This window comes from Arthrobacter sp. P1_D12, assembly GCF_056406175.1.
This window is the reverse complement of sequence record NZ_JBFUAR010000005.1, coordinates 390297-416173: the sequence shown is the minus strand read 5'-3', so window position 1 is coordinate 416173 and position 25877 is coordinate 390297. Positions and strand designations below refer to the sequence as shown.

24 protein-coding genes, 1 pseudogene and 1 riboswitch are annotated in these 25877 nt (G+C 67.8%); of the genes and pseudogenes, 12 read left to right on the top strand and 13 right to left on the bottom strand.

All coding sequences use genetic code 11. The features are described from left to right. Positions 1 to 943 (top strand): DUF222 domain-containing protein (locus AC1DZV_RS06415; protein WP_476953254.1); only part of this gene is annotated, 943 nt, incomplete at its 5' end. Between the two features lie 839 nt (positions 944 to 1782). On the opposite strand, the gene AC1DZV_RS06410 is transcribed toward AC1DZV_RS06415, so the two are convergent. From AC1DZV_RS06410 to thiO, 3 genes are all read right to left on the bottom strand, one after another. Then, positions 1783 to 2607, bottom strand: coding sequence for a thiazole synthase (locus AC1DZV_RS06410; RefSeq protein WP_476949996.1), 825 nt, complete (start codon positions 2605 to 2607; stop codon positions 1783 to 1785). Positions 2608 to 2612: 5 nt separating this feature from the next. Then, on the bottom strand, positions 2613 to 2849 hold the full coding sequence (gene thiS, locus AC1DZV_RS06405; RefSeq protein WP_018773837.1) for a sulfur carrier protein ThiS: 237 nt from the start codon (positions 2847 to 2849) through the stop codon (positions 2613 to 2615). After that, positions 2846 to 4156: a glycine oxidase ThiO gene (gene thiO, locus AC1DZV_RS06400; protein ID WP_476953253.1), complete on the bottom strand. Its 1311-nt coding sequence runs from the start codon at positions 4154 to 4156 to the stop codon at positions 2846 to 2848. Before thiO ends, thiS begins: the two co-directional genes overlap by 4 nt. Continuing rightward, a riboswitch (TPP riboswitch) is annotated at positions 4150 to 4270 on the bottom strand. (Overlaps the previous gene by 7 nt.) A gap of 26 nt (positions 4271 to 4296) precedes the next feature. On the opposite strand from thiO, the gene thiE reads away from it, so the two are divergent. Further along, positions 4297 to 4995 (top strand): thiamine phosphate synthase, encoded by a 699-nt coding sequence (gene thiE, locus AC1DZV_RS06395; RefSeq protein WP_476953252.1) that lies wholly within the window; start codon positions 4297 to 4299, stop codon positions 4993 to 4995. A 37-nt stretch (positions 4996 to 5032) separates the two neighbouring features. Here the strand turns inward: thiE and AC1DZV_RS06390 are convergent, their stop codons facing one another. Beyond that, positions 5033 to 5707: a ferritin-like fold-containing protein gene (locus AC1DZV_RS06390; protein WP_476949999.1), complete on the bottom strand. Its 675-nt coding sequence runs from the start codon at positions 5705 to 5707 to the stop codon at positions 5033 to 5035. A 38-nt stretch (positions 5708 to 5745) separates the two neighbouring features. Here AC1DZV_RS06390 and AC1DZV_RS06385 point away from each other — a divergent pair, with 38 nt between their 5' ends. From AC1DZV_RS06385 to AC1DZV_RS06375, 3 genes are all read left to right on the top strand, one after another. After that, the gene (locus tag AC1DZV_RS06385) at positions 5746 to 7236 is read left to right on the top strand and encodes an RNB domain-containing ribonuclease (RefSeq protein WP_476950000.1); all 1491 of its coding nucleotides are present in this window, start codon (positions 5746 to 5748) and stop codon (positions 7234 to 7236) included. Between the two features lie 360 nt (positions 7237 to 7596). Continuing rightward, complete coding sequence (locus tag AC1DZV_RS06380; RefSeq protein ID WP_476953251.1) at positions 7597 to 9372, top strand: DEAD/DEAH box helicase; 1776 nt, start codon at positions 7597 to 7599, stop codon at positions 9370 to 9372. Positions 9373 to 9380: 8 nt separating this feature from the next. Continuing rightward, complete coding sequence (locus tag AC1DZV_RS06375) at positions 9381 to 10253, top strand: DNA-methyltransferase (protein WP_028278091.1); 873 nt, start codon at positions 9381 to 9383, stop codon at positions 10251 to 10253. 144 nt (positions 10254 to 10397) lie between these two features. Here AC1DZV_RS06375 and AC1DZV_RS06370 read toward each other — a convergent pair whose 3' ends face one another. Next, positions 10398 to 11243, bottom strand: coding sequence for a PHP domain-containing protein (locus tag AC1DZV_RS06370; RefSeq protein ID WP_476950002.1), 846 nt, complete (start codon positions 11241 to 11243; stop codon positions 10398 to 10400). Positions 11244 to 11365: 122 nt separating this feature from the next. On the opposite strand from AC1DZV_RS06370, the gene AC1DZV_RS06365 reads away from it, so the two are divergent. Then, positions 11366 to 12949, top strand: a complete 1584-nt coding sequence (locus AC1DZV_RS06365; RefSeq protein WP_476950003.1) for an aminopeptidase P family protein — start codon at positions 11366 to 11368, stop codon at positions 12947 to 12949. 110 nt (positions 12950 to 13059) lie between these two features. On the opposite strand, the gene AC1DZV_RS06360 is transcribed toward AC1DZV_RS06365, so the two are convergent. Next, positions 13060 to 13950 carry a YflT domain-containing protein gene (locus AC1DZV_RS06360; protein ID WP_476953250.1) on the bottom strand — a complete coding sequence of 297 codons (891 nt, stop codon included), beginning with the start codon at positions 13948 to 13950 and terminating at the stop codon, positions 13060 to 13062. Between the two features lie 77 nt (positions 13951 to 14027). Here AC1DZV_RS06360 and AC1DZV_RS06355 point away from each other — a divergent pair, with 77 nt between their 5' ends. From AC1DZV_RS06355 to AC1DZV_RS06345, 3 genes are read left to right on the top strand one after another with little or no spacing between them, the layout of a single operon-like run. Then, on the top strand, positions 14028 to 15311 hold the full coding sequence (locus tag AC1DZV_RS06355) for a magnesium transporter MgtE N-terminal domain-containing protein (RefSeq protein WP_028275668.1): 1284 nt from the start codon (positions 14028 to 14030) through the stop codon (positions 15309 to 15311). Beyond that, a complete protein-coding gene (locus tag AC1DZV_RS06350; protein ID WP_476950005.1) occupies positions 15292 to 16134 on the top strand; it encodes a DUF1003 domain-containing protein in 843 nt (280 codons plus the stop codon). Before AC1DZV_RS06355 ends, AC1DZV_RS06350 begins: the two co-directional genes overlap by 20 nt. 11 nt (positions 16135 to 16145) lie before the next feature. Beyond that, positions 16146 to 17273, top strand: coding sequence for an Mrp/NBP35 family ATP-binding protein (locus AC1DZV_RS06345; protein WP_476950006.1), 1128 nt, complete (start codon positions 16146 to 16148; stop codon positions 17271 to 17273). A gap of 55 nt (positions 17274 to 17328) precedes the next feature. Here AC1DZV_RS06345 and AC1DZV_RS06340 read toward each other — a convergent pair whose 3' ends face one another. The 3 genes from AC1DZV_RS06340 to sigE all read right to left on the bottom strand — a co-directional run bounded on the left by AC1DZV_RS06340 (position 17329) and on the right by sigE (position 19859). Beyond that, on the bottom strand, positions 17329 to 17724 hold the full coding sequence (locus AC1DZV_RS06340) for a twin-arginine translocase TatA/TatE family subunit (protein ID WP_028275671.1): 396 nt from the start codon (positions 17722 to 17724) through the stop codon (positions 17329 to 17331). Positions 17725 to 17805: 81 nt separating this feature from the next. Continuing rightward, complete coding sequence (locus AC1DZV_RS06335) at positions 17806 to 19101, bottom strand: hypothetical protein (RefSeq protein WP_476953249.1); 1296 nt, start codon at positions 19099 to 19101, stop codon at positions 17806 to 17808. Between the two features lie 104 nt (positions 19102 to 19205). Next, positions 19206 to 19859, bottom strand: a complete 654-nt coding sequence (sigE, locus tag AC1DZV_RS06330) for an RNA polymerase sigma factor SigE (RefSeq protein WP_028275673.1) — start codon at positions 19857 to 19859, stop codon at positions 19206 to 19208. Positions 19860 to 20131: 272 nt separating this feature from the next. Between sigE and AC1DZV_RS06325 the strand changes: the two genes are divergently transcribed. After that, entirely contained in the window at positions 20132 to 20764 is a 633-nt protein-coding gene (locus tag AC1DZV_RS06325) for an O-methyltransferase (protein WP_018773821.1), read from the top strand. A gap of 110 nt (positions 20765 to 20874) precedes the next feature. Here the strand turns inward: AC1DZV_RS06325 and AC1DZV_RS06320 are convergent, their stop codons facing one another. From AC1DZV_RS06320 to AC1DZV_RS06305, 4 genes are all read right to left on the bottom strand, one after another. Further along, a complete protein-coding gene (locus AC1DZV_RS06320; protein ID WP_079550332.1) occupies positions 20875 to 21042 on the bottom strand; it encodes a DUF3117 domain-containing protein in 168 nt (55 codons plus the stop codon). A 253-nt stretch (positions 21043 to 21295) separates the two neighbouring features. Then, positions 21296 to 22597, bottom strand: a complete 1302-nt coding sequence (locus AC1DZV_RS06315) for a hypothetical protein (RefSeq protein WP_476953268.1) — start codon at positions 22595 to 22597, stop codon at positions 21296 to 21298. Between the two features lie 101 nt (positions 22598 to 22698). Then, a complete protein-coding gene (locus tag AC1DZV_RS06310; RefSeq protein WP_476950010.1) occupies positions 22699 to 23055 on the bottom strand; it encodes a DivIVA domain-containing protein in 357 nt (118 codons plus the stop codon). 48 nt (positions 23056 to 23103) lie between these two features. Continuing rightward, on the bottom strand, positions 23104 to 24003 hold the full coding sequence (locus tag AC1DZV_RS06305; protein ID WP_028275677.1) for an LOG family protein: 900 nt from the start codon (positions 24001 to 24003) through the stop codon (positions 23104 to 23106). A gap of 207 nt (positions 24004 to 24210) precedes the next feature. Here AC1DZV_RS06305 and AC1DZV_RS06300 point away from each other — a divergent pair, with 207 nt between their 5' ends. After that, positions 24211 to 24966: an amino acid ABC transporter ATP-binding protein gene (locus tag AC1DZV_RS06300; RefSeq protein ID WP_028275678.1), complete on the top strand. Its 756-nt coding sequence runs from the start codon at positions 24211 to 24213 to the stop codon at positions 24964 to 24966. Positions 24967 to 25024: 58 nt separating this feature from the next. After that, positions 25025 to 25817: pseudogene (locus AC1DZV_RS06295) on the top strand (glutamate ABC transporter substrate-binding protein); the annotation flags it as partial. Positions 25818 to 25877: the final 60 nt, after the last annotated feature.

Sequence of the window (25877 nt, the reverse complement as noted above, 5' to 3'; positions counted from 1 at the left end):
CTTCCTGGCCCGGGTCAGCCGCAGCTGGGCCGAGGCGCTGGACCAGGACGGCGCCGAACCCTCCGAGGAACTGCTCCGCCAGCTCCAGGGCGCCTTCCTCCGCAAACCCCGGCACGGCCTGCAGCACCTGGAAATCTTCGCCACCACGGACCAGTTCGAACACCTGATCACCGTGATGAACACCGCCACCAACCCCCGCACCGGCGAAAGCACCGCCACCGGACCTGGTGACGGGTCCGCGGCGGCGGATGCGCCCTGCGCGGCTGATGAGCCCGCCCCGCGGGAGGACCCCGCGCTGCCGTCCCTGGACCTCCGCTCCCGGCCCCAACGGCTGCTCGACGGCCTGGTCGGCGCGTGCAAGGCAGCCCTCGCCGCCGGAGGGCTGCCCGCGGCCGGCGGGCTCCGGCCCCAGGTCATGGCCACCATCGATTACCGGGACCTGCTCACCCGGCTCGGGACGACTCCCGCCGAAGCAGGCGGCCCTGCCAACACCGCACAGCACGGCACGGGAACCAGACACGGCACCGGGACGCTGCTGTTCACCGGCCCGGTCACCGCCGGCACCATCCGCAAAATCGCCTGCGACGCGGACATTATCCCGGTCGTCCTCGGCGGCGAGGGCCAGATCCTGGACATCGGCCGGGCCTCCCGCGTCTTCCCGCCGCATATCCGCAAGGCCATCACGGCCCGGGACCAGGGCTGCGCCTTCCCGCAATGCACGATCCCCGCATCCTGGTGCGAGGCCCACCACATCGCCTACTGGTCCCGCGGCGGAACCACCGGAGCCGGCAACGGCACCCTGCTCTGCTCCCATCACCACCACGTGATCCACAAGGAACACTGGAGCATCCAGATGCGCACCGGGACCCCCTGGTTCATCCCGCCACCCCACCTCGACCCCGCCCGGACACCCCGCCGGAACAGATACTTCCGCCTGGAGTGACCCCGGCGCCCACGGCTAGTCCCGCCGACGCGTCACCGCCCCCACCGCGCGCAATATCGGCTGCGACTCCGACTTGATCGCCGTCGTCCTCGGCGGCGAGGGCCAGGTCTTGGACACCGGCCGAATCTCTCCGCGTCCTGGTGCGAAGGCCACCCCATCACGTAGTAGTTCCGCGCCGGAACCACCGGAACCCGGCAACGGGACAGGTCGTTAATAAGAGCTCTGGGAGCAGCAGCTATTTCTCAGAGAATCTTGGGCCGAAGACTCACGATTGCAACGCAGTTAGGGCTGCGATACGTTGTGCCTTGAACGACACAATCATGTGGAACCTGGGACGCAACTGTTAGGTGGCGCTCAAGTGTGGATATGAGCCACGCGCGTACTCTTTCAAGAAGGGTTTCGCCCGATGGCAAGCTGCACCAAGATCACCTACTCCACCCCCTGGCACGCGAACCGCGCCCTCCAAGAAATCATCCGGCAGGGCTCGTCATCTGGGGGCAAGTTGCCCGCGAGCGTATACCCATGCGGAGGCTGCAAGGGATGGCACCTGACCTCGAAAAGGGCAGCTGGAAAAGCAAAGAAGTGGCAACGCCATTCTTCGTGAAAGTGTCTCCAGCGCGCTAACGGGACCCTGCCTTACTCGCACCACCACTTGATCCACAAGGACAGCGAACCATCCGGATGCGGACCGACGGCATACCTGGTTCATCCCCGCCGCACGTCGACCCGGCCGGGCCGGGCCGGGCCTTCGGATGATCGCGCCAGCGCGTCATCAAGAGCAATGGTGATCAGGACGTCCGGCCGGTGCAACCAGATCAGCCCCGCCGGCCGAGCGGGCGTTAGAGGAACTCGGCCCGGCCTTCCATTGAAGAGGACGCCAGGGCGTGTTCCCGCCGCGGGATCCTGCCGGCCGCTTTCGCCAGCCTGCCGGCGATGACGGCATGTTTGAAGGCCTCGCCCATGAGCACCGGATTCTGCGCACGGGTCACCGCCGTAGCCAACAGCACGGCGTCGCAGCCGAGTTCCATCGCCAGGGCGGCGTCCGAAGCCGTGCCGATCCCGGCATCCAGCACCACGGGCACGGACGCGCGCGAGACGATCAGCTCGATGTTGTGCGGGTTCAGGATGCCCAGTCCGGTGCCGATCGGGGCGCCCAACGGCATCACGGCCGTCGCGCCGAGGTTTTCGAGCCGGAGGGCAAGCACGGGGTCGTCGTTCGTGTAGGCGAAGACCTTAAAGCCTCGGGCCACCAGCTGTTCGGTTGCGTCCACGAGTTCGACGGCGTCCGGCAGCAGTGTGTGCTCGTCGGCAATGACTTCGAGCTTGACCCAGTCCGTTTCCAGGGCCTCCCGCGCCAGTTCGGCGGTGAGGACGGCGTCCTTGGCGGTGAAGCAGCCTGCCGTGTTCGGCAGCACCCGGATCTGATGGTCCTCGAGCAGCTGGAACAGCGAGCCCGTCTCCGCCGGCGAATAGCGGCGCATCGCCACCGTGGTCAGCTCCGTCCCGGACGCCACCAGCGCCGCCCCGAGCCCGTCCAGGCTCGGCGCACCGCCGGTTCCCATGATGAGGCGGGAGCCGAGCCTTACGCCGTCGACCACGAACGGATCGGCCACCGCACCGGTCATGGGGACGGCCTGTGTTCCTGCGAACGTCGTCTCGTTCATGCTGGTCATCCTCCCTGGACTGCCGTGACAAGTTCGACGTCGTCGCCGTCGGCGAGCGCCGTGGCGTGCCACTGGCTGCGCGGCACCACTTCGGCGTTGCGGGCCACGGCGACACCGAGCTTCCGCCCGTCGGCAGCGCGGCCGTCGGGGCCGATGCTCCGGCCCGTGAGCTGGCTGACGAGTGTGGAGACGGAGGCGCCGTCGGCGACGCTCTGCTCCGTTCCGTTGAGTCGGATGTTCATGCTGCTTCCTTCTTGGGGCTGTCCCCGGACGTATCCGGGATGCGGGAAAAACGGTCGGGGCGGAACCCGGCCCAGCGCGGGTCCGGCGTGAAGTCCATGAGTTGCCGGCACACGACTGCAGCGGCGGGGGTCAGCAGGACGCCGTGCCGGAAGAATCCCGTGGCGATGATGAGCCCCGGGACGTCCCCGCCGTCCGGTCGTGCGACCCGCCCCAACAGCGGGGCGTTGTCCGGTGTGCCGGGCCGGGCCCGCGCCGTGGCTTCCAGCAGCTCCAGCTCGGCGACCGCGGGCACCAGCTGCTGGGCATCCCGCAGCAGCTGGTAAATGCCGCCGGCCGAAACCGCGTGGGGGTCCGACGGCCCGTCCTCGCGCTGGGTGGCCCCAATCACCACGGTGCCGTCCTGGCGGGGGACGATGTACACCGGGACGCCGCGCACCATGCCCCGCACGGTGGCCGTGAGCAGCGGCTGCAGATGCGGGGGCACGCGAAGCCGGAGGATGTCGCCGTAGACGGGGCGCAGCGGCAGCGCCAGTCCTGCGGGCAGCTCCTCGAGCCCGGCGGCGCCGAGCCCGTTGGCGACCACGGTTTCCGCTGCCCGCACGGAACCGCCGCCGGCCAGCCGCACACCCGCCACCTGTCCGTCCTGCCACAGCAGGCCTGCCGCGCGCCGCCGGACGAAGCTGCCGCCTTCCGCACCGAGCACGCCCGCGAGCCGGGTGATCAGCAGGCGGGGGTCCACCTGGTGGTCGGCCGGGATCTCGAAGGCACACGAGATGCCGGGACTCAGCAGGGGCTCCCGGGTGCGTGCCTCGCGCACTGTCAGTGGCTCCACGGCCAGGCCGCACGCCTGCTGGACTTCCCTCAAGTCCGCGAGCGCGCGCCGGTCCGCCGCGTCGGCCCCCACCGCCAGGGTCGGCGTCGTTAAGTAGCCGGTACCCGCCGGGGAATCCGCGCCGGCGGCACCGGCGTCGAGAGCCGCAGCGAATCCTGGCCACAACCGGGAGGCCTCAAGCATCAGTTCCAGGAGCTGCTCCTCCTGGTAGTGCAGTTCACTGACGGGGGCCAGCATGCCGGCCGCGGCCCAGCTGGCTCCGCTGCCGGGAGCATCATCGATCAGGACCACGGATCGGCCCGAGCGGATGGCCTCGAACGCGATGCCATGGCCGATCACCCCGCCGCCGATCACGGCCACGTCGGCAGTCGAATCCCCCGCGATGATTCCCTCTGCGGTACCGGGCCCTGTGTCACAAACCTGGGCGGCGGCGTCATTTGCGGCTCCGGCCGCACGGCCTGCTCGTGTGCCCATGAAGAATTCCTTCCCTACGCCGGTACTAGCCGGATCAGGTCAAGCGGTCGGCTCTGACGCCCTCTCAGCCGGGCAGCGGCGACATGGCTGCTGCGGGCTCCCGCGGTATGCGCCCAGTTTAGAGGAACTAGGCTGGTCCCATGAGCCAGGACCCTCTCCACACCACCGCCCGCCTCTATCTCTGCACCGACGCCCGCAGGGACCGCGGCGACTTCGAGGACTTCGTGGACGCCGCCTTCGCCGGCGGCGTGGACATCATCCAGTTGCGCGACAAGTCGCTCGAGGCCTCCGAGGAGCTGGAACTGCTGGAGGTCCTGCACACCGCAGCGCAGCGCCACGGGCGTCTGTGGGCCGTCAATGACCGGGCGGACATCGCCTCCCTGTCCGGGGCTCCGGTGTTCCATGTCGGTCAGAAGGACATTTCGCTCGACGCCGCCCGCGGCTTTCTCGGCAAGGATGCCGTGATCGGCCTGTCCACCCACAGCCCGAAGCAGGTGGACGCCGCCATCGCTGCCGCGCCCGGCCGCAAAGGACTCGATTACTTCTGTGTTGGCCCCGTGTGGGCGACGCCCACCAAACCCGGACGCGCCGCCGTCGGCCTCGATCTGGTGCGCTACGCCGCCCAGGCGATCGGCGGGGCGGACACGGAGGGAACCGGCAAGGTCAACGAAAGCCTGCTGCCGTGGTTCGCGATCGGCGGGATCGACCTCAGTAACGTGGAGCAGGTAGTCGATGCCGGTGCCCGGCGGATCGTCGTGGTCCGGGCGATCACCGACGCCGCTGATCCGGCCCACGCGGCCGGAGCCTTGCTGGCGGCGCTGGACGCCGCCGCATCCTAAGCAGGTCCCCGGCCCGTAATACCGGCCGGCACTGAAACTATCCGGCGAGACCCAGCTCCGTCATCCGGCGCGCGTGATTCGCTGCGAGTTCGGCCGCCAGGCCGTTGACCAGCGCCCGGGCGCCGGCGTCGTCCAGCCCCGACAGTCCGCCGAGGAACGCGTGCTCAGCGCTGACACGCTGGGCGTGGTTCAGGACCTCCCCCAGCAGGCGCCGGGCCCACAGCGCCAGGCGCGACGCGAGCCGGGGGTCATCGGCCAGGGCCGCCTTGAGGCGGGCCTGCAGCACGGCCGTGGACTCACCGGTGGAGCGGACCTGCCCGATCAACTCACGGGTCGCGGCGTCGACGTACCGGCCCACGACGCCGTAAAAGTCCGCGGCGACCGTGTCGATCACGTAGGCCTTCATGAGGGCCTCGTACCAGTCCGACGGGCGCGTGCGTTCGTGGAAGTGGTCCACCGAGGGCTGGAACGGCAGCATGGCGGCCTCCGTATCCAAGCCCATGTGTTCGAGGCGGGTTCGGACGAGTTCGTAATGCTGGAACTCGACCACCGCCATCCTGCCCAGCACCGCACGGTCATGCAGCGTGGGCGAATACCGGGCACTCGAGGACAGCCGTTCGAAGGCGGAAAGCTCGCCGTACGCCAAGACTCCCAGCAGGTCGGCGATGAAGCTGTTGTAGAGGGCCGGATCGTCCGCAGTTGCGCTCATCATCCAAGACTAATAGCGGAAATCGGGCTACCCTGATTTTCGTGTCCCATCATCGCCTGACCCCCAGTGTCCACGAGCAGCAGAACCAGCTTGCCGGGGCCCTCAAGGCGTTGCGCACCACGCTGGAACTGCCCGGCCCGTTCCCCGAAGTTGTGCTGCGCGACGCGGAGGCGGCAGTGGCCGAGCACAAGCTCCCGGACCTTGACCTCACGCATGTCGAGTTCGTGACCATCGATCCGGCGTCGTCCACCGACTTGGACCAGGCCCTCTTTATCGAACGGAGCGACGGCGGCTACAAGGTCTTCTATGCCATCGCCGACGTCCCCTCTTTTGTCGCCCCGGGCGGGGCGCTCGACGCCGAGACCCGGCGCCGCGGCCAGACCTTCTACACCCCGGACGGCCGGATTCCGCTGCATCCGGAGATCATCAGCGAGGCCGCCGGCAGCCTGCTCGCCGGGCAGCTGTGCGCTGCTTTCGTCTGGGAGTTCGAGCTCGACGCCGCGGCAGAGGTCGCCTCGGTCCTCGTGCGCCGGGCACAGGTCCGCAGCCGCGCGAAGCTCAACTACAAGGGCGTGCAGGCCGAGCTCGACGCCGGCACCGCGTCGCCCGTGCTGCAGCTGCTGAAAGAAGTAGGCATTAAACGGGTGGAACTGGAACGCCTGCGCGGCGGCGCGAGCCTGAACATGCCGGAACAGGAGATCCAGCAACTGCCCGACGGCGGCTACCGGATCGTGGCGGCCCCGCCGCTGCCGGTGGAGGACTGGAACGCCCAGATTTCACTCATGACCGGGATGGCCGCCGCGGCGCTCATGCTCCAGGGCAAAGTCGGCATCCTGCGCACCATGCCCGCCCCGGACGAGGCGTCACTGCGCCACTTCCACCGGCAGACCCACGCCCTCGGCAAGCCCTGGGACGGGGAAATGCGCTACGGCGAGTACCTGCGGACCCTTGACCCGACGGACCCCCGGCAGCTGGCCATTGTGCATTCGGCCGGGATGCTCTTCCGCGGTGCCGGATACACACCCTTCGACGGCACAGTGCCCAACGCCGCCGTCCAGGCCGCCATTGGCGCCGCCTACGCCCATTCCACGGCACCGTTGCGGCGGCTGGTCGACCGCTTCGTGCTGGTGATCTGCGAGGCCCTGAGCAACGGCACCGAAGTTCCTGCCTGGGCCCGGGAGGCGCTGCCGTCCCTCCCTGCCATCATGGGCACCTCGGACCAGCTGGCCGCGAAACTGGAGCGGCTGTCGCTGGACACCGTTGAGGCGGCGCTGCTCGTCAACCACATCGGCCAGGAATTCGACGCTGTCGTCATCTCCGGTCCCAAGCCGGCCAAGGGCACCAACGGCACCAGCAACGGCAACGGGAAGACCAACGGCAACGGAAACGGCCCGTCCGGGATCGTCCAGATCGCCGAGCCCGCCGTGACCGCACGCTGCCCCGGCGAGCTGGAACCGGGCACCAAAGTCCGGGTCCGGGTGGTGTCCTCGGACATCGCCACGCGGGAAATCCAGTTGGAGCTCGTGGGCTGACGGCCCGCTGGCGGTCCGCGGGCCGTCCCCACGCCGTCGCCAGCCAGCGCTGCCGGCCGCCCTCCCGGTCACCTTCCGAGGCGCAATCACCCGCCCAGTCGAGGATCCGCGCCTTGTACAGCTAGACTGAAGAGGTAGAAATGGATGCCCGGTCGTTGATTTCCATGATTTTCGAATTCAACAAGCCCGCCCCTACGCGATCTTGAGATACACCCGCTGGTCCCCAGTGCCAGCATTTAGATAGCCCGCGATCGGCTTCCACTGGAATTGCTTGCGCGCCTGAGCGTGCTCCGGAACGGCCGCCATGGCCGGCCCCGTTGAGCAAGCAGCGCAGCCCAAAATGAATAAGGAAACTCCCCTGTGAGTGAATTGCACACGCACCAGCTTCTGACCGATGAGTCCGGCACGGAGACCATCGAGCCCGAAGAGACCATCATCTCGGACGAAAAGCCGCACGAGATTGCCGAGAAGACCTTTGCCGACTTCAATGTCCGCGCGGACATCGTGGAATCCCTGGCCGACGCCGGCATCACCCACCCCTTCCCGATCCAGGCCATGACCCTGCCGGTCGCACTGGCAGGGCATGACATCATCGGCCAGGCCAAGACCGGTACTGGCAAGACGCTCGGCTTCGGCATCCCGGCGCTGCAGCGCGTCGTCGGCCGCGACGACGCCGGCTTCGACAAACTGGCCGTTCCCGGCGCCCCGCAGGCCCTGGTGATCGTGCCCACCCGCGAGCTCGCCGTCCAGGTAGCCAAGGACCTCGAAAACGCCGCCAAGAAGCGCAACGCCCGCATCGCCACCATCTATGGTGGCCGCGCTTACGAGCCGCAGGTCGAGGCGCTGCAGAACGGCGTCGAGGTTGTCGTCGGCACCCCCGGCCGCCTGATCGACCTCTTCAAGCAGAAGCACCTGAGCCTGAAGAACGTCAAGATCGTCATCCTCGACGAAGCCGACGAGATGCTGGACCTTGGGTTCCTGCCGGACGTCGAGACCCTGATCGCCGGCACGCCCGCGGTCCGCCAAACGCTCCTGTTCTCCGCCACCATGCCCGGCCCGGTCATCGCCATGGCCCGCCGCTACATGACCCAGCCGACCCACATCCGCGCCGCGGACCCGGACGACGAGGGCCTGACCAAGCGCGACATCCGCCAGCTGATCTACCGTGCCCACAGCATGGACAAGGTGGAAGTGGTAGCCCGCATCCTGCAGGCCCGCGGACGCGGCCGGACCATCATCTTCACCAAGACCAAGCGCACCGCCGCGAAGGTGGCCGAGGAACTGGTGGACCGCGGTTTTGCTGCGGCCGCCATCCACGGTGACCTCGGCCAGGGCGCCCGCGAACAGGCGCTGCGCGCCTTCCGCAACAACAAGGTGGACGTCCTCGTTGCCACCGACGTCGCCGCCCGCGGCATCGACGTCGACGACGTCACCCACGTAATCAACTACCAGTGCGTCGAAGACGAGAAGATCTACCTGCACCGCGTGGGCCGCACCGGCCGTGCCGGCAACAAGGGCACCGCCGTGACCTTTGTTGACTGGGACGACATGCCGCGCTGGGGGCTCATCAACAAGGCCCTCGGCCTGAGCTACCCCGAGCCCGTGGAAACCTACTCGTCCTCGCCCCACCTGTTCGAGGAACTCGACATCCCTGCAGGCACCAAGGGCCGGCTGCCGCGCGACAAGCGTGTGCTGGCCGGCGTCGACGCGGAGGTCCTCGAAGACCTCGGCGAGACCGGCAAGAAGAACTCGCGCACCAGCGCAAAGGACAGCGGAAGGGACGGCGCAAAGGACGGCAGCCGCACGAGCAGCCGTGACGGCGCCCGTGAAGGCAGCCGCACGAGCAGCCGTGACGGCGCCCGCGAGGGCAGCCGCACCGGCGGACGTGACTCGCGCCGCAGCGGCACCGAAGCCGGCGGCCGCTCCGGCGACCGCCGTCGCCGTCCCGCCGAGGCCGATGCCGCCACGGCGTCCCCCGCGAACGGACAGGGACCGGAAGCTGCCGCCGCCGCTCCGGCGAAGGCCCCCACCGAGGTGGACCGGGCGACCCGTGCCCGGCGCCGGACCCGCACCCGCCGCCGCAACGGCGAGGTAGTGGCCGGCGGCGACGCACAGCCGAGCGGCGCCGAGGCCTAATCCCCTCCATGACTGACACCGTCTGGGCGCCGGACGGCAGCAACCTGGTGGTTCACGCGGACAACGCGGAATACCTCCCCACGCTGCCGGACGGCGCCTTCACACTGATTTACGTGGACCCGCCCTTCAACACCGGCCGGGTCCAGCGGCGCCAGGAAACCAGGATGGTGCTCAACGCCGGCGGCGAGGGTGACCGCGTCGGGTTCAAGGGCCGGTCCTACGACACCATCAAGGGCGCGCTGCACAAGTACGACGACGCGTTCAGCGACTACTGGTCCTTCCTCGAGCCCCGGCTCGTGGAGGCCTGGCGGCTCCTGGCCGACGACGGCACTCTGTACCTGCACCTGGACTACCGCGAGGTGCACTACGCAAAGGTCATGCTGGACGCGATCTTCGGCCGCGAATGTTTCCTGAACGAGATCATCTGGGCGTACGACTACGGTGCAAGGGCCAAGTACCGCTGGCCCACTAAGCACGACAACATCCTCGTCTACGTCAAGAACCCGGCGAAGTACCACTTCGACAGCGCCGAGGTGGACCGTGAGCCCTACATGGCGCCCGGACTGGTGACCCCCGCCAAGCGCGAGCTCGGCAAGTTGCCCACGGACGTGTGGTGGCACACGATCGTTTCGCCGACCGGCAAGGAGAAAACCGGCTACCCGACGCAGAAGCCGGAGGGGCTGATCCGCCGCGTGGTTGCGGCCTCGAGCCGGCCGGGCGACTGGTGCCTGGACTTCTTCGCAGGTTCTGGCACGCTCGGGTCCGTGGCCGCGAAACTCGACCGCAGGTTCGTGTGCGTGGACCAGAACCAGCCGGCCATCGACGTCATGGCCAAGCGCCTGGCCGCGCAGGCGCAGTTCACGTCTTTCCCGACGGTCTGACCCGCCGCTCTCACCGCGCCCCGCCGTTCCAGCGAGCCCCGCCGTTCCCACCCGTTGTGCTATCACTTGTGGCGGCTATTCGGGGCCCGGGGGGGCTTCAAACGGACGCTAAATGATAGCGCAACCCGGGGCCGGGGCGGCTTTTCAGCGCACCACGGACGAGCCTGTGCCCAGTTCCTCGATCCGGGCAAAGACTTCTGCGGAGGTCAGGTTCTCGCCCAACAGGTTCGGCTTTCCTGCGCCGTGGTAATCGGAGGACCCTGTGATCAGCAGGCCATAGCGTTCGGCGATGCGGCGCAGGAACGTCCGGCCCTCCTCGGGGTTGTCCCGGTGGTAGATTTCCAGGCCTGCCAGGCCGGCGTCGATCATCTCCCGGAAGGTCCCCTCCCCCACGATCCGGCCGCGGGCGGATGCCACGGGGTGGGCGAACACCGGCACGCCCCCCGCCGCACGGACCAGTTCGACAGCGAGCGCCGGCTCCGGCGCATAGTGCTGGACCCAGTAGCGCGAACGTGCTGTGAGGATGGAACCAAAAGCCTCGGCCCGGTCTTCCACCACACCGGCCGCGACGAGCGCGTCGGCGATGTGCGGGCGGCCCAGGGTGGCCCCCGGCGCGACGTGGTGAATCACGTCGTCCCATGTCAGCGGGTAGTCCTCCGACAAAAGGGTGACCATCTTCTGCGCCCTCGTGTGCCGGGCGTCCTTGGACTTGGTGATTTCCTCAAGCAGTCCGGGATGCGCGGGGTCGTGGAGGTAGCTGAGCAGGTGGACGCTGATGCCTTCCGCTGTGCGGCAGGAGATCTCCATCCCCGGGACCAGCGCGACCCCGGCTTTCCGGGCGGCGACGGCGGCCTCCGCCCACCCGGCAGTGGAATCGTGATCGGTCAGGGCGATGACGTCGAGGCCCGCGGCGGCGGCGGACTCCATGACGCCGGCCGGCGCCTGGGTGCCGTCGGAAACGTTGGAGTGCGCATGCAGGTCAATCCTCACCTCACCAGCCTAGTAGATGGCAGTATCCAAAGCCTCGGCCCCTTCTTGCCGGGCCCTGCAGCGGCCCTGCAGCGCGAGCGCGCCGTTGGCCTAAGCCGCGGCGCTGGTGAGACTATGGGACGGTGAACGATGCAGATAACACCCTAGTCTCCGCTTCCCAGCCCCTCGAAGAGCGCGTCAACAACCGCTCGCAGCGGCCCAGCTCCGACGCCTTCAAAGCCTTCATGGCCAGCAACTGGGCGCCGGCCTCGCAACAGCTCCCCGAGCGGGACGCCGTCGCGGGCCACGCCGCAGGCCGGCGCCGCTCCATCTCAGGCCAGTTCAAAGGTGAACGCCTGGTCATCCCCGCCGGCCCACTGAAGGTCCGCTCGAACGACTGCGACTACCGCTTCCGGCCGCACTCCGCCTTCGCTCACCTCACCGGCCTCGGCCTGGACCACGAACCTGATGCGGTCCTGATCCTGGAACCGGTCGCGGAGGGCACCGGCGACGACGGCGGAAACCACCACGCCACGCTGTACTTCCGCCCGTTGGCCGGCCGCGACACCGAGCAGTTCTACGCCGATTCCCGCTCCGGGGAGTTCTGGATCGGCGCACGCCCGACCCTGGCCGAGTTCAAGGCCAAGCTGGGACTCGACACGGCCGACATCGCCGAACTCGAACTCGCCATCACCAAGAATGTCGGTGCGCCGGAGATCGGCGGAATCTCCATCAGGCTGGTCCGCAAGGTTGACGAGAACATCGACGCGCTCGTCGACACTGCCCGCTACAACACGGCCAAGGACCCCGACAACCTCGACCTGAGCGTGCTCGACGCCCTGGACGAGAAACTCACAGAGGCCCTCTCGGAACTGCGCCTGCTCAAGGACGAGTGGGAAATCGAACAGATGAAGATCGCCGTCGCCGCCACCGTTGCCGGTTTCACCGAGGTGGTCAAGGCGATCCCGCGGGCGCTGACCCACCACCGCGGCGAGCGCGTCGTGGAAGGGGCGTTCTTCGCCCGGGCCCGCGAGGAAGGCAACGAGCTCGGCTACGACACCATCGCCGCCTCCGGCAACAACGCCACCGTGCTGCACTGGACCCGGAACACCGGCAAGATCAACGCGGGCGAACTGCTGCTGCTGGACGCCGGAGTCGAGGCCGATTCCCTCTACACCGCGGACATCACCCGTACCCTGCCGGCCAACGGCAAGTTCTCCGAGGTCCAGCGCAGGGTCTACGAGGCAGTGCTCGACGCCGCCGACGCCGGCTTTGCCGCCGCCCAGCCGGGCACGAAGTTCCGGGACATCCACACGGCAGCCACCACGGTGCTGGCCGAGCGGCTTGCCGAATGGGGCCTCCTGCCCGTCTCCGTCGAGGAAGCCGTGAGCACCGAGGGCCAGCAGCACCGCCGGTGGATGCCGCACGGCACCAGCCACCACCTCGGCCTCGACGTCCACGACTGCGCCCAGGCGAAGCGGGAACTCTACCTCGACGGCGTGCTCACGCCCGGCATGGTGTTCACGATCGAACCCGGCCTGTACTTCAAGAGCGAGGACATCGGCATCCCCGAGGAATACCGCGGCATCGGCGTCCGGATCGAGGACGACATCCTCATGACGGCCGACGGCCCGGTCAACCTCAGCGCCGCACTGCCGCGCAAGGCCGACGACGTCGAGTCCTGGATGGCCGGCATCTACCTGGAAGTAGACGGCCAGACGCCGTAGGTCAGTCAGGCAGTAAACAGCAAGAAAAGCAGCAAAAAAGGGAGGGTCCCGGATGTCCGGGACCCTCCCTTGTTGCTGCCTGTTTTTCCTTGGCCTCAGTGTTGCCTGAATCAGTGCTGCTGGCCGTCCTGGCCTGCCGCGGGCTTCTCGCTGTCCGTGACCCTGACCCCGTACTGCGGGCGGCCGTCCGGGAGATCCGGATAGCTCACCCCGGAAACCCGGCCGGCCGGGCGGGCCGCCGCCTCCTCAGCCGCGGCCGGTGCCGTCGGAGCGGGGCCTGCGGGGCCCTCCTGCTGGGGCGCACCGCCCTGGTACTGCCCGGCCGGGTCTGCGCCGGTCTCAGGCGTTCTCTGGCCGTACGGGTCGTTCCAGCCCGCGGGGCGCTGCGGTGCTTGGCTCTGCTGTCCCGGCTGCTGTGGGCCGGGCTGCTGCGGTGCCTGGTGACGGTAGTCCTGCTGAGCGAAACCGCCGGCCGCGGCACCGGACGCGTCATGCGCCGTCATGGGCAGCTGGTGGAGCAGGCGCCGCGCTTCGCCGGCGGCCTCGAAGGAGACCACGACGTCGTAATTGGTCGCCACCACCTGGCTGGTTGAGGTGAAGTCACGCTTGCCGCGCTGCATGGCGTACGTGACGATGCCAAACAGCATGAAGAACGCGGCACCCATCAGCACTGACGTCACAATCGAGAAATAACCGGGGGTTGTGGAGAAGAAGGACAGCATGACGCCGACGAACAGGCCGAACCACATGCCGCTGAGGGCGCCGGAGAGGGCGACGCGGGGGTAGGTGAGCCGGCCGGTCACCCGCTCGACCATCTTCAGGTCATTGCCCACGATCGACACCATCTGCACGGGGAACTGCTGGTCAGCCAGGTAGTCCACCGCCTTCTGGGCATCCAGGTAGGAGTTGTAGGAACCGACAACGTCGCCTCTCGGGACGGTGCGGGCCTCGTCCGAGCCGTTGGGGGCACCGGCCCTGGGAGCACCAAAAATGTTTGACATATGCCCATTCTCACCCATCGGGCTGGTGTGCGGCTGGAAATTCAGCTAAAAGAGAGCAGACTCGGTAGCCTGTAGGGGTGAGCACGAATCTTTCGCGAGTGTTTGTCGCGCGCCTCCTCGGACTGGACGTCTTCGACCCATTGGGCGACCGTCTGGGTCGGCTGCGCGATGTCGTGGTGCTCTCCCGCGGAACCAGAGGCGCCCCGCACGTGGTGGGCATCGTCGTCGAGGTCCCCGGCAAGAAGCGCGTCTTCGTGCCGATGACCCGGATTACGTCCATAGACCAGACCCAGGTCATCTGCACCGGGCTGGTCAATCTCCGCCGTTTCGAACAGCGCGGCGCGGAAACCCTTGTGGTGGCCGAAATGTTCGACCGCCGGGTGACCCTTGCGGACGGCAGCGGCGACGCGACCATCGAGGACATCGCCATGGACCGGCACCGCTCCGGCGACTGGTTCGTCAGCAAGCTCTTCGTCCGCCGCGGCCACTCCCTCTCGCCCCTGAGCCGGCTGCGCCGCAATGAAACCCTCATCATCGACTGGGCCGATGCCCGGCAAGGCGCCAAGACCGAGCCACAGGCCGCCACCCAGTTCGTGGCCACGCACGAGGACCTCAAGCCCGCCGACTTCGCCGAGGCCCTGCAGGAAATGAGCGACAAGCGCCGCTTCGAGGTTGCGAGCGAACTCCAGGACGAACGGCTCGCGGACGTCCTGCAGGAGATGCGCGAAGGCGATCAGGTGGAGATCCTCTCCGCCCTGGACGTCAACCGCGCCGCCGACGTCCTCGAGGAGATGGATCCGGACGACGCCGCCGACCTCCTCGCCGAACTCCCCAGCGCCCAGGCTGAAGAACTCCTGCAGTTGATGGAACCCGAAGGCGCCGAAGACGTCCGCCGCCTGCTCGAATACGACGAGGACACCGCCGGCGGGCTCATGACGCCCGTGCCGGTGATCCTTCCCCCGGAAGCAACCGTCGCCGAGGCACTCGCGCACGTCCGCCGGGAGGAACTCTCCCCCGCCCTGGCGTCGTCGATCTTCGTCGCCCGGCCCCCGTTGGAGACGCCGACGGGACGATTCCTCGGCGTCGTCCATATCCAGCAGCTCTTGCGCTTTCCGCCGCCGGAGCCGCTGGGCAATCTGGTGGACAAGAGCCTGGAGCCGGTCTCCGACCAGGCCCACATCAGCGAGGTCGCCCGCGCGCTGGCAACGTACAACCTCAACTCGCTTCCAGTTGTCAACGATGACGGACGGCTTGTGGGGGCGGTGACTGTTGACGACGTGCTTGATCATCTGTTGCCGGACGACTGGCGCGCCCACGAGGACGATGCCCCGATAAGAAAGCTTGGAGGCCGCATTGGCTGATCCCACAGCACCACGGACCTCCAATGTCCGCCCTGGCGGCAGGACCACCGGCGGCCTCGACACGCCCCTGAGCGGCCGGCAGCGTATCCTGCCCAACTTCCGTCCCGACCCGGACGCCTTCGGCCATGCCACGGAAGGCTTCGCCCGTTTCATGGGAACCCCCGCGTTCCTGATGTACATGACGGTGTTCTGCTTGTTCTGGCTGGGCTGGAACACGTGGGCGCCGGAGGAATGGCAGTTCGATTCACGGGCGCTGGGGTTCACGCTGCTGACCCTCATGCTGTCCCTGCAGGCCTCCTACGCCGCGCCCCTGCTGCTGCTGGCCCAGAACCGCCAGGACGACCGCGACAAGGTCTCGCTGCAGCAGGACCGTCAGCGGGCCGAGCGCAATCTCTCCGACACTGAATACCTGACCCGGGAACTTGCGTCCCTGCGCATCGCGCTGCGCGAGGTCGCCACCCGCGATTACGTCCGCGCCGAGCTCCGCAGCCTGCTGGAGGACATGCTGGAGGCCCAGGAGGAACTGCGCACCCACGATCCTTCCGCCGGCGCCCACGAGACCCCGCGGGAAAAGGTCAAGGAGAAGATGAAGGAGCGGCGCGACAAGCAGCGCAGCCCCCGGACCCAGCAAATCCCCCGGGTCAAGGCCGGCGGCAAGCGCGATGACCCGGCGAAGGACCGTGCGGTGGACCCGTCGCAGGACTCTTCACAGGACCCGACAGGGAACCCCTCGGGGAAACTGCCGAACCCGTCGGCGAACCACTCTGAGGCCGTGACCGATCCCACCCGCCAGCCCGCACACCGCACCATCCCCGAAAGCTGAGCATCGCCCGCATGAGCACCCCGCTGGAACAGGCAGTGCACGGCGCACTTGCCACCGTGATCGACCCTGAGCTCCGCCGCCCCATCACCGAGCTCGGCATGGTGGAGTCCGTTGAGATCGGCGACGGCGGCCGCGTGCGGATCGCGGTGCTGCTGACCATCGCGGGCTGCCCGCTGCGCGGCACCATCACGGCGGACACCGAGGCTGCATTGTCCGCCGTCCCGGGCGTCACCGGCGTGGACGTGGACCTTAAAGTGATGACGCAGGTCCAGCGCGACGCCCTCAAGGAGCAGTTGCGGGGCGCCGGCGCCCAGCGCGGCATCCCGTTCAACGCGCCGGGCTCGCTGACCAAGGTGTACGCCGTCGCGAGCGGCAAGGGCGGCGTGGGCAAGTCCTCCGTCACGGTCAACCTGGCATGCGCCCTGGCCGCCCAGGGGCTCCGTGTGGGGATCGTAGACGCGGATGTGTACGGTTTCTCCGTTCCGGCGCTGATGGGCATCACACAGGCCCCCACGCGGGTGGACGACATGATCCTGCCGCCCGTGGCCTACGGGGTCAAGGTCATCTCCATCGGCATGTTCGTCACCGGGAACCAGCCCGTGGCGTGGCGGGGCCCGATGCTGCACAGGGCGCTCGAGCAGTTCCTCACCGACGTCTACTTCGGCGACCTCGACGCCCTCTTCCTGGACCTGCCCCCCGGCACCGGCGACATCGCGATCTCCGTCGCCCAGCTGCTGCCCAAGGCGCAGATCCTCGTCGTGACCACTCCGCAGGCGGCCGCCGCGGATGTTGCCGAGCGGGCGGGTGCGATCGCCACCCAGACGGGCCAGACCGTGGCCGGCGTCGTGGAAAACATGTCGTATCTTGAACTGCCCGACGGCGGCAGGATGGAACTGTTCGGCAGCGGCGGCGGCGCCGTGCTGGCCGAGCGCCTCTCGGCCACCGTGGGTGAGGACGTGCCGCTGCTGGGCCAGATTCCACTCGAAGTCCTGCTGCGTGAGGGTGGGGATTCCGGAGTGCCGCTGGTGCTGGGCCGTCCGGAGACTCCTGCGGCCGTGGCCTTGGCGGGGATCGCCGGCAGGCTGGCGTCGGTTCCCCGCGGCCTCAAGGGCATGCCGCTGGGTCTGCAGCCCCGCTGACAGGGCCCGTCCGCATCCCTGCGAAGGCACTGCGGCAGGTCCGCCGAGGGAAGTCCTAGGTCGCCTCTGAGTCGAAGGGTGCCGGTTCGCCCTCGGGCAGCCGCTCGAGCACCCGCTCGGGGCGGTGCACGGCGACGGCAGTCGCGGCAGCGGCCGCGGAGACCGTTGCGGGTGCCCCGGCGCTCATCGGCTTGGTGTCATCGTCAAGGAGCGCTTCCTTGATGATCCGGCGGGGATCGTACTGGCGCGGATCGTACTTCTTCCAGTCGACCTCATCGATGTCGATGCCGACTTCTTCCTTGATCTGTTCCCGCGCACCGGACGCCATCCGGCGCACTTCCTTGACAATATTGGCAAGTTTCTGGGTGTATTCGGGCAGCCTGCTGGGACCAATCACCAGAAGGCCGATGATCAGCAGAAGTAAGAACTCCGGTCCATTGATTCCAAGCACTTTAGGAAGGTTACCCTCTCGCTCGGGCTGGCGACGATTCCGCGAAGTCCGTATGCCGGCCATGTCCGGCCCGTCCCTGCCTCACGGTGCCAGGTGCTCCAGGATTCGGCTCAATCCACGTTCGATCCGTTCCGGAATTCCGTTGTGCGAGGCCGGCACGGGAGTGCCACTGCTGACCCGGGTCAGCGCGGCAACGCCGTCGTCCGCCTGCTCGGCCGGCAGGTCAGAAATGTACGTGTATGTCGCCGCCGACGTCTGGTAGATGGCCCGGTAGGGCGGGGCGGGGTTTACCCAAAGAAAGCCATTTCCGGGTTCGGGGGCGGCCGACGGCGTGCCGGCCTTGGCCGGGATGAAGCCGTCTGCCACGGCGGTGTGTCCGGTCAGCACGTTGATGGGCGAAACTTCGGCCCGTGCGGGTGCGGGGGGCGCCGCGGGCGCCCGCGTCGAGGCGTGCTGCTCAAGGACCGTGGCGAAGTGCCGGCCATCCGTGAGGCGAAGTTCCAGGACCTCGTCCCCGGAGATGACGCCGGCGCGGGCCCAGATGAGGTGGAATCCGAGCTCGTGCAGCTCCGGACATGTCCATCCTTGCGAGCGGAACGCGGCAAGCTCGCCGGTGTTCAGCGTCCCGTCAGGGGTGAAGTCGGGCTCGCCGCCGAGGCCGAACGCGACACGGGGCCCGGTTCCCTCAGCGCCGGGGACGCCGGATCCGCTGGCGTCGAACAGCTCCGTTGCACCGAGCGGCTCACCGCTGGCGGGCAGCCCGGGGGCATCCGGGTGGGCGAGGGTGGCAGTCTCTGCACCCTCGGCGGGGACCGCGTCGTCGCCTCCCATGACGTACGCGGTGCCGGTCATGAGGGCCAAGGCGGCGACGGCTCCGCCGACAGCAAGTACCGGCAGGCGCGGGCCGCGGCGGCGGGCGCCGTGTGGACCCGCGGCGACGGCGCGACCGGCGACCGGCCCCGCCGTCCTTGGCCCACCCGTCGCGGGGTGTTCTGCATGGAACCGGTCCGAGGGCCACGGACGATGGCCGGCCCCGGCGGCGTCAGCCGCGCCCGGCCTTTCCGCTGCGTCCAATACTTCCGCTGTGACGGCCGGGTCGGGGCGTTCCGCCATGGCCCGTTCCGGAGCTGAAGGTGCCGAAGGTGTAGGAGCTGAAGGTGCCGGAGCTGCAGGCGCCGGAGCTGCCGGGGCTGTTTGTTCCCGCTCCGCTTCGGCGGTCCGTTCCGACGCCGCCCGTTCCGCGGCCAGCTGACCGGTCCGTGCCAGGAGCCGTGCAGTCAGGTCCTCACTGGCCTCGGGCACGGCGGCGCCGCGGAGCTTCTCGAGGTACTGGCGTTCGCGCTGTTGCCGGGCGCGGCATTCGGCACATGCTTCCACGTGGTCGTGGCGGCCGGCGGCCCATTTCCGGGTAGCCCCGGGCCCGCACCAGAACCTGCAGCCTGGTGCTCCCAGTAAACGTCTCAGCAGACCCATTGACCGGTTCAGAGGAGGCCGGCGATGCGCGGCATCTTGAGCCGCGGCTTGAGGGACTGCTTGGCCGGTTGCGCCGGGCGCGGGTCGCGATGCGCGAGCTTTTCACGGAGTATTGTCCGGCCGCGGTGAATCCGGGACCGGACGGTCCCGAGTTTGATGTCCAGCGCGGCGGCGACCTCGTCGTAGGAGAGCCCTTCAAGGTCGCACAGCACGACGGCGGCGCGGAAGTCAGGCGGAAGTTCCTCGAGCGCTGCCTGGACATCGACGTCGAGGTTGTTGAATTCGAAGCTTTGCTCCGGCCCGGGCTCCCGGCCCGGCAGCCGCGACTCGGCGTCGTCGGCCAAAGCGTCAAAGCGGATCCGGCTCTTGCGACGGGCCTGGTCCAGGAACAGGTTGGTGGTGATCCGGTGCAGCCAGCCATCGAGCGTGCCGGGCTTGAAGTTCTCGAGTGAACGGAAGACCCGGACGAACACCTCCTGGGTGAGGTCCTCGGCGTCGTACTTGTTTCCGGTCAGCCGGTACGCAAGGCGGTAGACCTTGGCGGAGTGGTTCGTCACCACTTCCTCCCAGGTCGGCCGGACCCATTCGGCTTCCGCCGCGGTCCGGGACTGGCCGGTTGAATCTGTTGCCTCAGTTGCCGGGACAGGTGCCAGAATCGACATCGTCCACTCCCCTCGTGGATGGTACCTACGCCTGAATTGTGCCTGCTTGCACAGGTTCCTGCACCATTCATTCGACGCCGATCACCACGCGGATGAGCGGATACCCATCATTTCAAAATAAGCTGGGAATTTCCTGATCCACCGCGGTCTTCCGCCGAAGGCAGAACGACCCCCTCCGGCCGGGGCCACGGTGCTGCCGCCTCCGCGTCCCGTCCCGCCGGACACAGTACGCTGTAGGGAACACTCCCCTGCCGCCCAGAAAGCGATATCCCATGAGCGCCGATAAGTCCACGAGCTGGTCCTATGCAGAAGATCTGCCTGCCGAGGATGAGGTCCTGTTGCACGCGCGCGAACGGTCCTTCGAGCTTGGCGTGACCCCGATCGGCCCCGGCGTGGGCGCCGTGCTGACGGTGCTGGCGGCGGCGTCCAAGGCACAGACCGCCGTGGAGATCGGCACCGGCGCAGGCGTGTCCGGCGTGTGCATCCTGCGCGGGCTGGGTCCGCAGGCTGTCCTGACCACTATCGACGTCGACGTCGAACACCTCAAGGCAGCGCGCGAAGCGTTCCAGGAGGCCGGCAGCCCGGCCAACCGCACCCGCACCATTTCTGGCCGGGCCGGGGATGTCCTGCCGCGGCTTACGGACGGCGCCTATGACCTCGTCTTCATTGACGCGGACAAACCGAACTACCCCAGCTACGTCGAACAGGCCGTGCGGCTGCTCAAATCCGGCGGGCTGCTAATCGTCAATGATGCCCTCGACAAGGACCGGGTCGCGAACCCGGCCGCCCGGGAAGCCACCACCGTGGTGTTGCGCCAGATCGGCAAGTCCATCCGCGACGACGACCGTCTTGCCTCCGCCATGCTGCCCACCGGAGACGGCCTGCTGATCGCGGTGAAGAAGTAGCAGCCAGGATTCACTAGCCCGGGTGCAAGGGGCGGGTACTGACAGCAAAGGGCGGGGTCCGCAGCCTGTTGGCCGGGACCCCGCCCTGTTGCGAAGCTCTTGGCGTGACGCTATTCGGTGACGCCGACGAGGCATTCCTTGAGGTTTGTCGCCTCAGCGGCATTGAGTTCGACTACAAGCCGCCCCCCGCCTTCGAGCGGAACACGCATGATCAGGCTTCGTCCCTCTTTCGTCACTTCCATAGGGCCGTCGCCGGTGCGTGGTTTCATTGCCGCCATAAGGAATATCCCCTCCATTAGTCCCTGACATACCAGCCCGGCCGGGCTGCGTCCGCTTGGCCAATCAAGCCGTCCGGCAGCGCTCCAGGAGGCTGCCGTGACCGGCAAACTCACAAATAAACCGCTTACAAACTGTGTGCTTCTTGTCCTTGCTTATCCTCTATTATCGCGTAACAATGCGCCCGTAGCTAATCGTTGGACTTTCCAGCGCGTCCCGCCAGGCCGGGCCGGCGCCGCGAAATGGTGCTGTGCGTCACGGCGGGTAGTCCCCTCCGCCCGGCAGTTGCGCCCACGCCCACAGCCACACAATCCAGACGATCTGCAGCAGCACGAACATGACCACCACGGTGCCCCGGTAGGCGCGGGAACGCGAGAGAAGGGCGGCGCTGAGGGCGAGCGGGAACAGCGGCAGCAGCATCCTGAACGTGCTGGTCTGGGGGTGCAGGAAGACCAGCAGGTAGCCCATATAGCAGCAGCACCAGAGCCTCAGCTCGGTGCCCAGGGCGACGACCGGCCGGGACATCATCAGCAGCGTGAACGCGGCAACGAACACGAAGGGAGCCAGCACGCCGAGCGTCGGCCCGAACAGCATAATGCCGGCGTCGAACCATGGCTTGAACGGCACCAGGTCATCGCCCCGCCATGCGGTTTCGGTCTTGGTGTAGGCGCCCGGATCGCCAGTTGCGGCCCAGGCGATGGCAGGCCACAGCAGCGCACCGATGCCGCTGACGGCGGTGAGCCCGCCCAATGACCACAGCTCGGCGACGCCGTCCCGGCGTTGCACTGTGACGCCCTGTGTCGCGGGGCTCTGATTCGCGGAGTGTTGCGCCGTGGGGGATTGCGCGGTACGGGATTGCGCCGTGCGGATTTGCGCTGTGCGGGTTTGCGCTGTGCGGGTTTGCGCTGTGCGGGTTTGCGCGGTGAGGTGCTGCCAGAAACGGTAGAGCAGCAACAGGCCCATCATCGCCGCAAACGGAACCCCCGTGGGCCGGGAAAGGCACATCAGGACCACAACGGGCATCGCCCACAGGTACCGGCGCTCCATGACAAGCAGCAGCGCGGCGCCGAGGAGCAGCAGGTTGAGGGATTCGGCGTAGGGCACCTGCAGCACCGGCGCCACCGGGAAAGCCGCCAGGAACACGGTCCCCCAGAGCGCCGTGCGGTGCGTGGCCCGGTGCCGGAAAATTCTGTACGCCACGAGGGCTGCACCCACTCCGGACACCAGGGCGATGGCCGTCAGGGACCACGCCGGGCCCGTGCCTGTCAGGCCGGACACCACCCGGCCCAGCACGGGAAACAGGGGGTAGAAGGCCCACGTGTTCTCCTGGACGGTGCCGGCGTCGTCGGTCGGCAGAAGCGCCGGATACCCCGCCTGCAGCGCTTGGGCGTACCAGCGGGCATCCCAGATGTTGATGAAGTCCCAATAGTCGGGCTTGGCGGGAAACCACGGATTCACGCCCTGGTGCAGGGCGGCGGCCATGAAGATGCAGGCGCTGACCAGCCTCGCGGCGATGTAGAGTCCGGCCACCTGCGCCCACCAGGGCCACCGCGCCATCCCGGCGCCCGCGGCGGCGATGCGGCTCCACAGGGCCGCGTTCAACCCCTGGGGCTTCCGGGCCCCAGGCGCCGCGACGGTCTCCGGGTCTTCCACGCGGCTCACGGACGCTCTTCGGTCGGCGGACGGAGGCGCTCCAGTTCCTCCCCAAGTGCCTCGATCTCCTGGTCCTTGGCGACGATCTGCTCCCGCAGGTCATCCAGGACCTGATCCACCTGGTCCATCCGGTAGCCGCGGAGTCCGACGGCGAAGCGCAGACGGTCAATGTCCGCCGCGGCCGCACGCTCGGGCAGCAGGACCGGCGGCAGGGATGCGACCGGCTCGTCGAAACCGTCGTCAAAAGAACCGCCCGCACCGCCGTCCCGGCGGCGACGGAAGATTTTCGTTGCCAGGCCGGTGCCCAGGAGGACGGCGACGCCGATCAGCACAATCGCCAGGAAAACCAGGAAGAGACTCACTAGACCATCGTGCCAGAAGCCGGACGCCGGAGCGCTCAGGCCGACGGATCAGCCCCGCGTTCCCTTGATGTCCGCCGTGCCGGTCCCGTTGGTGGAGCCGCCATTCGGGTTCCGGTGGCGGGCGGCGCCTTCCACGACCAGCTCGACCGCCCGCGCGGGGTCGTCCACCACCTGCACGAGGTCCAGGTCCTCAGCCGAGACCATTCCCTCCGCAACGAGGGTGTCCCGGACCCACTCGAGCATGGGGCTCCAGAAAGCGGTTCCCACCAGGACGATCGGGAAGGAAGTGACCTTGCGGGTTTGGACCAGGACCATGGCTTCGAAGAGCTCATCCAGGGTGCCGAGGCCGCCGGGGAGCACGATGAAGCCTTGGGCGTACTTGACGAACATGGTCTTGCGGGCGAAGAAGTACCGGAAGTTGATACCCAGGTCCACCCACTGGTTCATGCCCTGCTCGAAGGGCAGTTCGATTCCGAGCCCCACGGAGACGCCGTTGCCCTGCACGGCGCCCATGTTGGCGGCCTCCATCGAGCCGGGGCCGCCGCCCGTAATCACGGCCAGTCCGGCCTCGGCCAGCCGGCGTCCGACCTCGACGCCGAGTTCGTAGTACGGGCTCCCCGGCACGGTGCGGGCGGAACCGAAGACGCTGACTGCCGGACCGAGATCGGCCAGCGCGCCGAATCCTTCCACGAACTCGCTCTGGATCCGCAGCACGCGCCAGGGGTCGGTGTGGACGAACTGTCCCGGCCCTTTGGTGTCCAGCAAGGTCTGGTCGGACATCGTGACCTTGGCGGCCTTGCGGCGCAGCTCCAGCGGACCCTTGTGGCGGATTCCGTTGGGCGCCGGTGTGCTCCGGGCCTCCCGGGCCGGCTTTCCGGCGGGGTTCTGTTCCGGGTTCTGCTCGAGGTTTTGCTTGGGGCCGTGCTGCGGATCGGTACTCATGCCCATAGGCTAGCGCGGAACTCGGCCGCCGCCGCGTCGGCGCGTCGGCGCCGCACGGCCGCAAGCGCCTGCCGAGGCCGTTCGCCGAGGTCAACGGCGAATGTCCGACGCAGTCCGGCAAGGGACCTGACGTGCAGGTATCTCTTGAATCACGATCTGCACCAAAATGAGTGATTGCCGTCATATCTGGTCAATCTTCGCTAGATTCGTACTATGACTACTCAAGTGCCCGGCGATGCCCTCGTCTCCCTGAAGGCCGTGAACAAGCATTACGGCCAGCTGCACGTCCTGAAGGACATCAACCTGAACGTCCGCAAGGGTGAAGTTGTTGTTGTCATCGGCCCCTCGGGTTCCGGCAAGTCGACGCTCTGCCGCGCCATCAACCGCCTCGAGACCATCGACGACGGCGACATCAAGATCGATGGCAAGGAACTGCCCGAGGAGGGCAAGGAACTGGCCAAGCTGCGCGCCGACGTCGGCATGGTCTTCCAGTCGTTCAATCTGTTCGCCCACAAGACCATTCTGGAAAACGTCACCCTCGGCCCCATCAAGGTCAAGGGCGTTGCCAAGTCCGAGGCCGACAAGGACGCCATGGCCCTCCTGGAGCGGGTCGGCGTCGGGCATCAGGCCCCGAAACTTCCGGCCCAGCTCTCCGGCGGCCAACAGCAGCGCGTTGCCATCGCCCGCGCCCTGGCCATGAAGCCCAAGGTGATGCTCTTCGATGAGCCCACCTCGGCACTTGACCCGGAAATGATCAACGAGGTCCTGGACGTCATGGTCCAGCTCGCCAAGGAGGGGATGACCATGATCGTGGTCACCCACGAGATGGGCTTCGCCCGCAAGGCGGCCGACCGCGTCGTGTTCATGGCCGACGGCCAGATCGTTGAGGACGCGACCCCCGAGGAATTCTTCAACAACCCCAAGAGCAGCCGGGCCAAGGATTTCCTGTCCAAGCTGCTGACACACTGACCGACTACGTTTTCGCACCCTGGCTGCCGGACGGCGGCCGCCCAATGAAAGGAATGTCATGATGGCATTTTTGACCCGAAGGAAATCCCTTCTGGTTGCCGCTTCCGCAGCACTGGCACTCAGCCTGAGCGCCTGTGGCGGCAGCTCCTCCACTACCACCAACCCGCCCGTGGCCGAGAAGCCGAGCTTTCCTGCCGATTCCACCATGGCCAAGCTTGCATCCGCGGGCAAGATCACCATCGGCACCAAGTTCGACCAGCCGCTCTTCGGCCAGAAGGGCCTCGACGGCAAGCCCGTCGGCTTCGACGTCGAAATCGGCAAGCTGATGGCTGCCAAGCTGGGCATTCCCGCCGACAAGATCGAGTGGGTCGAAACTGTCTCCGCCAACCGCGAGCAGTTCCTCAAGCAGGGCAAGGTGGACATGATCGTCGCCACCTACACCATCAACGACAAGCGCAAGGCTGAAGTCGACTTCGCTGGACCGTACTACGAGGCCGGACAGGCGCTCATGGTGAACAAGGACAACAACTCCATCACCAAGCCCGAAGACGTCAAGGGCAAGAACGTCTGCTCCGTGACCGGCTCCACGCCAGCCTCGACGATCGTGGAGAAGTACGGAGCCGTCCTGGTTCCGGCCGCGACCTACTCAGCCTGCCTGGAACCGCTGCGGAACCACCAGGTTGAAGCCGTCACCACCGACAACGTCATCCTGGCCGGTTTCGTGTCCAAGGAACCGGACGCCTTCAAGCTGGCATCGGATCAGACCTTCACTAAGGAGCCCTACGGCATCGGCCTGAAGAAGGACGACACCGCCTTCCGCACGTGGGTCAATGACCAGCTGGAGGCCTCCGACAAGGCCGCGGATTTTCCGCGGCCCGACGGCCGCCACTCCCGTCTTTCGCCTGGAATCC

Bases quoted from the DNA above. Each gene is read 5' to 3' on its own strand.
- AC1DZV_RS06410 (WP_476949996.1), bottom strand. From the start codon at position 2,607: ATGAACGAGACGACGTTCGCAGGAACACAGGCCGTCCCCATGACCGGT.
- thiS (WP_018773837.1), bottom strand. From the start codon at position 2,849: ATGAACATCCGACTCAACGGAACGGAGCAGAGCGTCGCCGACGGCGCC.
- thiO (WP_476953253.1), bottom strand. From the start codon at position 4,156: ATGGGCACACGAGCAGGCCGTGCGGCCGGAGCCGCAAATGACGCCGCC.
- thiE (WP_476953252.1), top strand. From the start codon at position 4,297: ATGAGCCAGGACCCTCTCCACACCACCGCCCGCCTCTATCTCTGCACC.
- AC1DZV_RS06390 (WP_476949999.1), bottom strand. From the start codon at position 5,707: ATGATGAGCGCAACTGCGGACGATCCGGCCCTCTACAACAGCTTCATC.
- AC1DZV_RS06375 (WP_028278091.1), top strand. From the start codon at position 9,381: ATGACTGACACCGTCTGGGCGCCGGACGGCAGCAACCTGGTGGTTCAC.
- AC1DZV_RS06360 (WP_476953250.1), bottom strand. From the start codon at position 13,950: ATGTCAAACATTTTTGGTGCTCCCAGGGCCGGTGCCCCCAACGGCTCG.
- AC1DZV_RS06345 (WP_476950006.1), top strand. From the start codon at position 16,146: ATGAGCACCCCGCTGGAACAGGCAGTGCACGGCGCACTTGCCACCGTG.
- sigE (WP_028275673.1), bottom strand. From the start codon at position 19,859: ATGTCGATTCTGGCACCTGTCCCGGCAACTGAGGCAACAGATTCAACC.
- AC1DZV_RS06325 (WP_018773821.1), top strand. From the start codon at position 20,132: ATGAGCGCCGATAAGTCCACGAGCTGGTCCTATGCAGAAGATCTGCCT.
- AC1DZV_RS06320 (WP_079550332.1), bottom strand. From the start codon at position 21,042: ATGGCGGCAATGAAACCACGCACCGGCGACGGCCCTATGGAAGTGACG.
- AC1DZV_RS06315 (WP_476953268.1), bottom strand. From the start codon at position 22,597: ATGGCGCGGTGGCCCTGGTGGGCGCAGGTGGCCGGACTCTACATCGCC.
- AC1DZV_RS06305 (WP_028275677.1), bottom strand. From the start codon at position 24,003: ATGGGCATGAGTACCGATCCGCAGCACGGCCCCAAGCAAAACCTCGAG.
- AC1DZV_RS06300 (WP_028275678.1), top strand. From the start codon at position 24,211: ATGACTACTCAAGTGCCCGGCGATGCCCTCGTCTCCCTGAAGGCCGTG.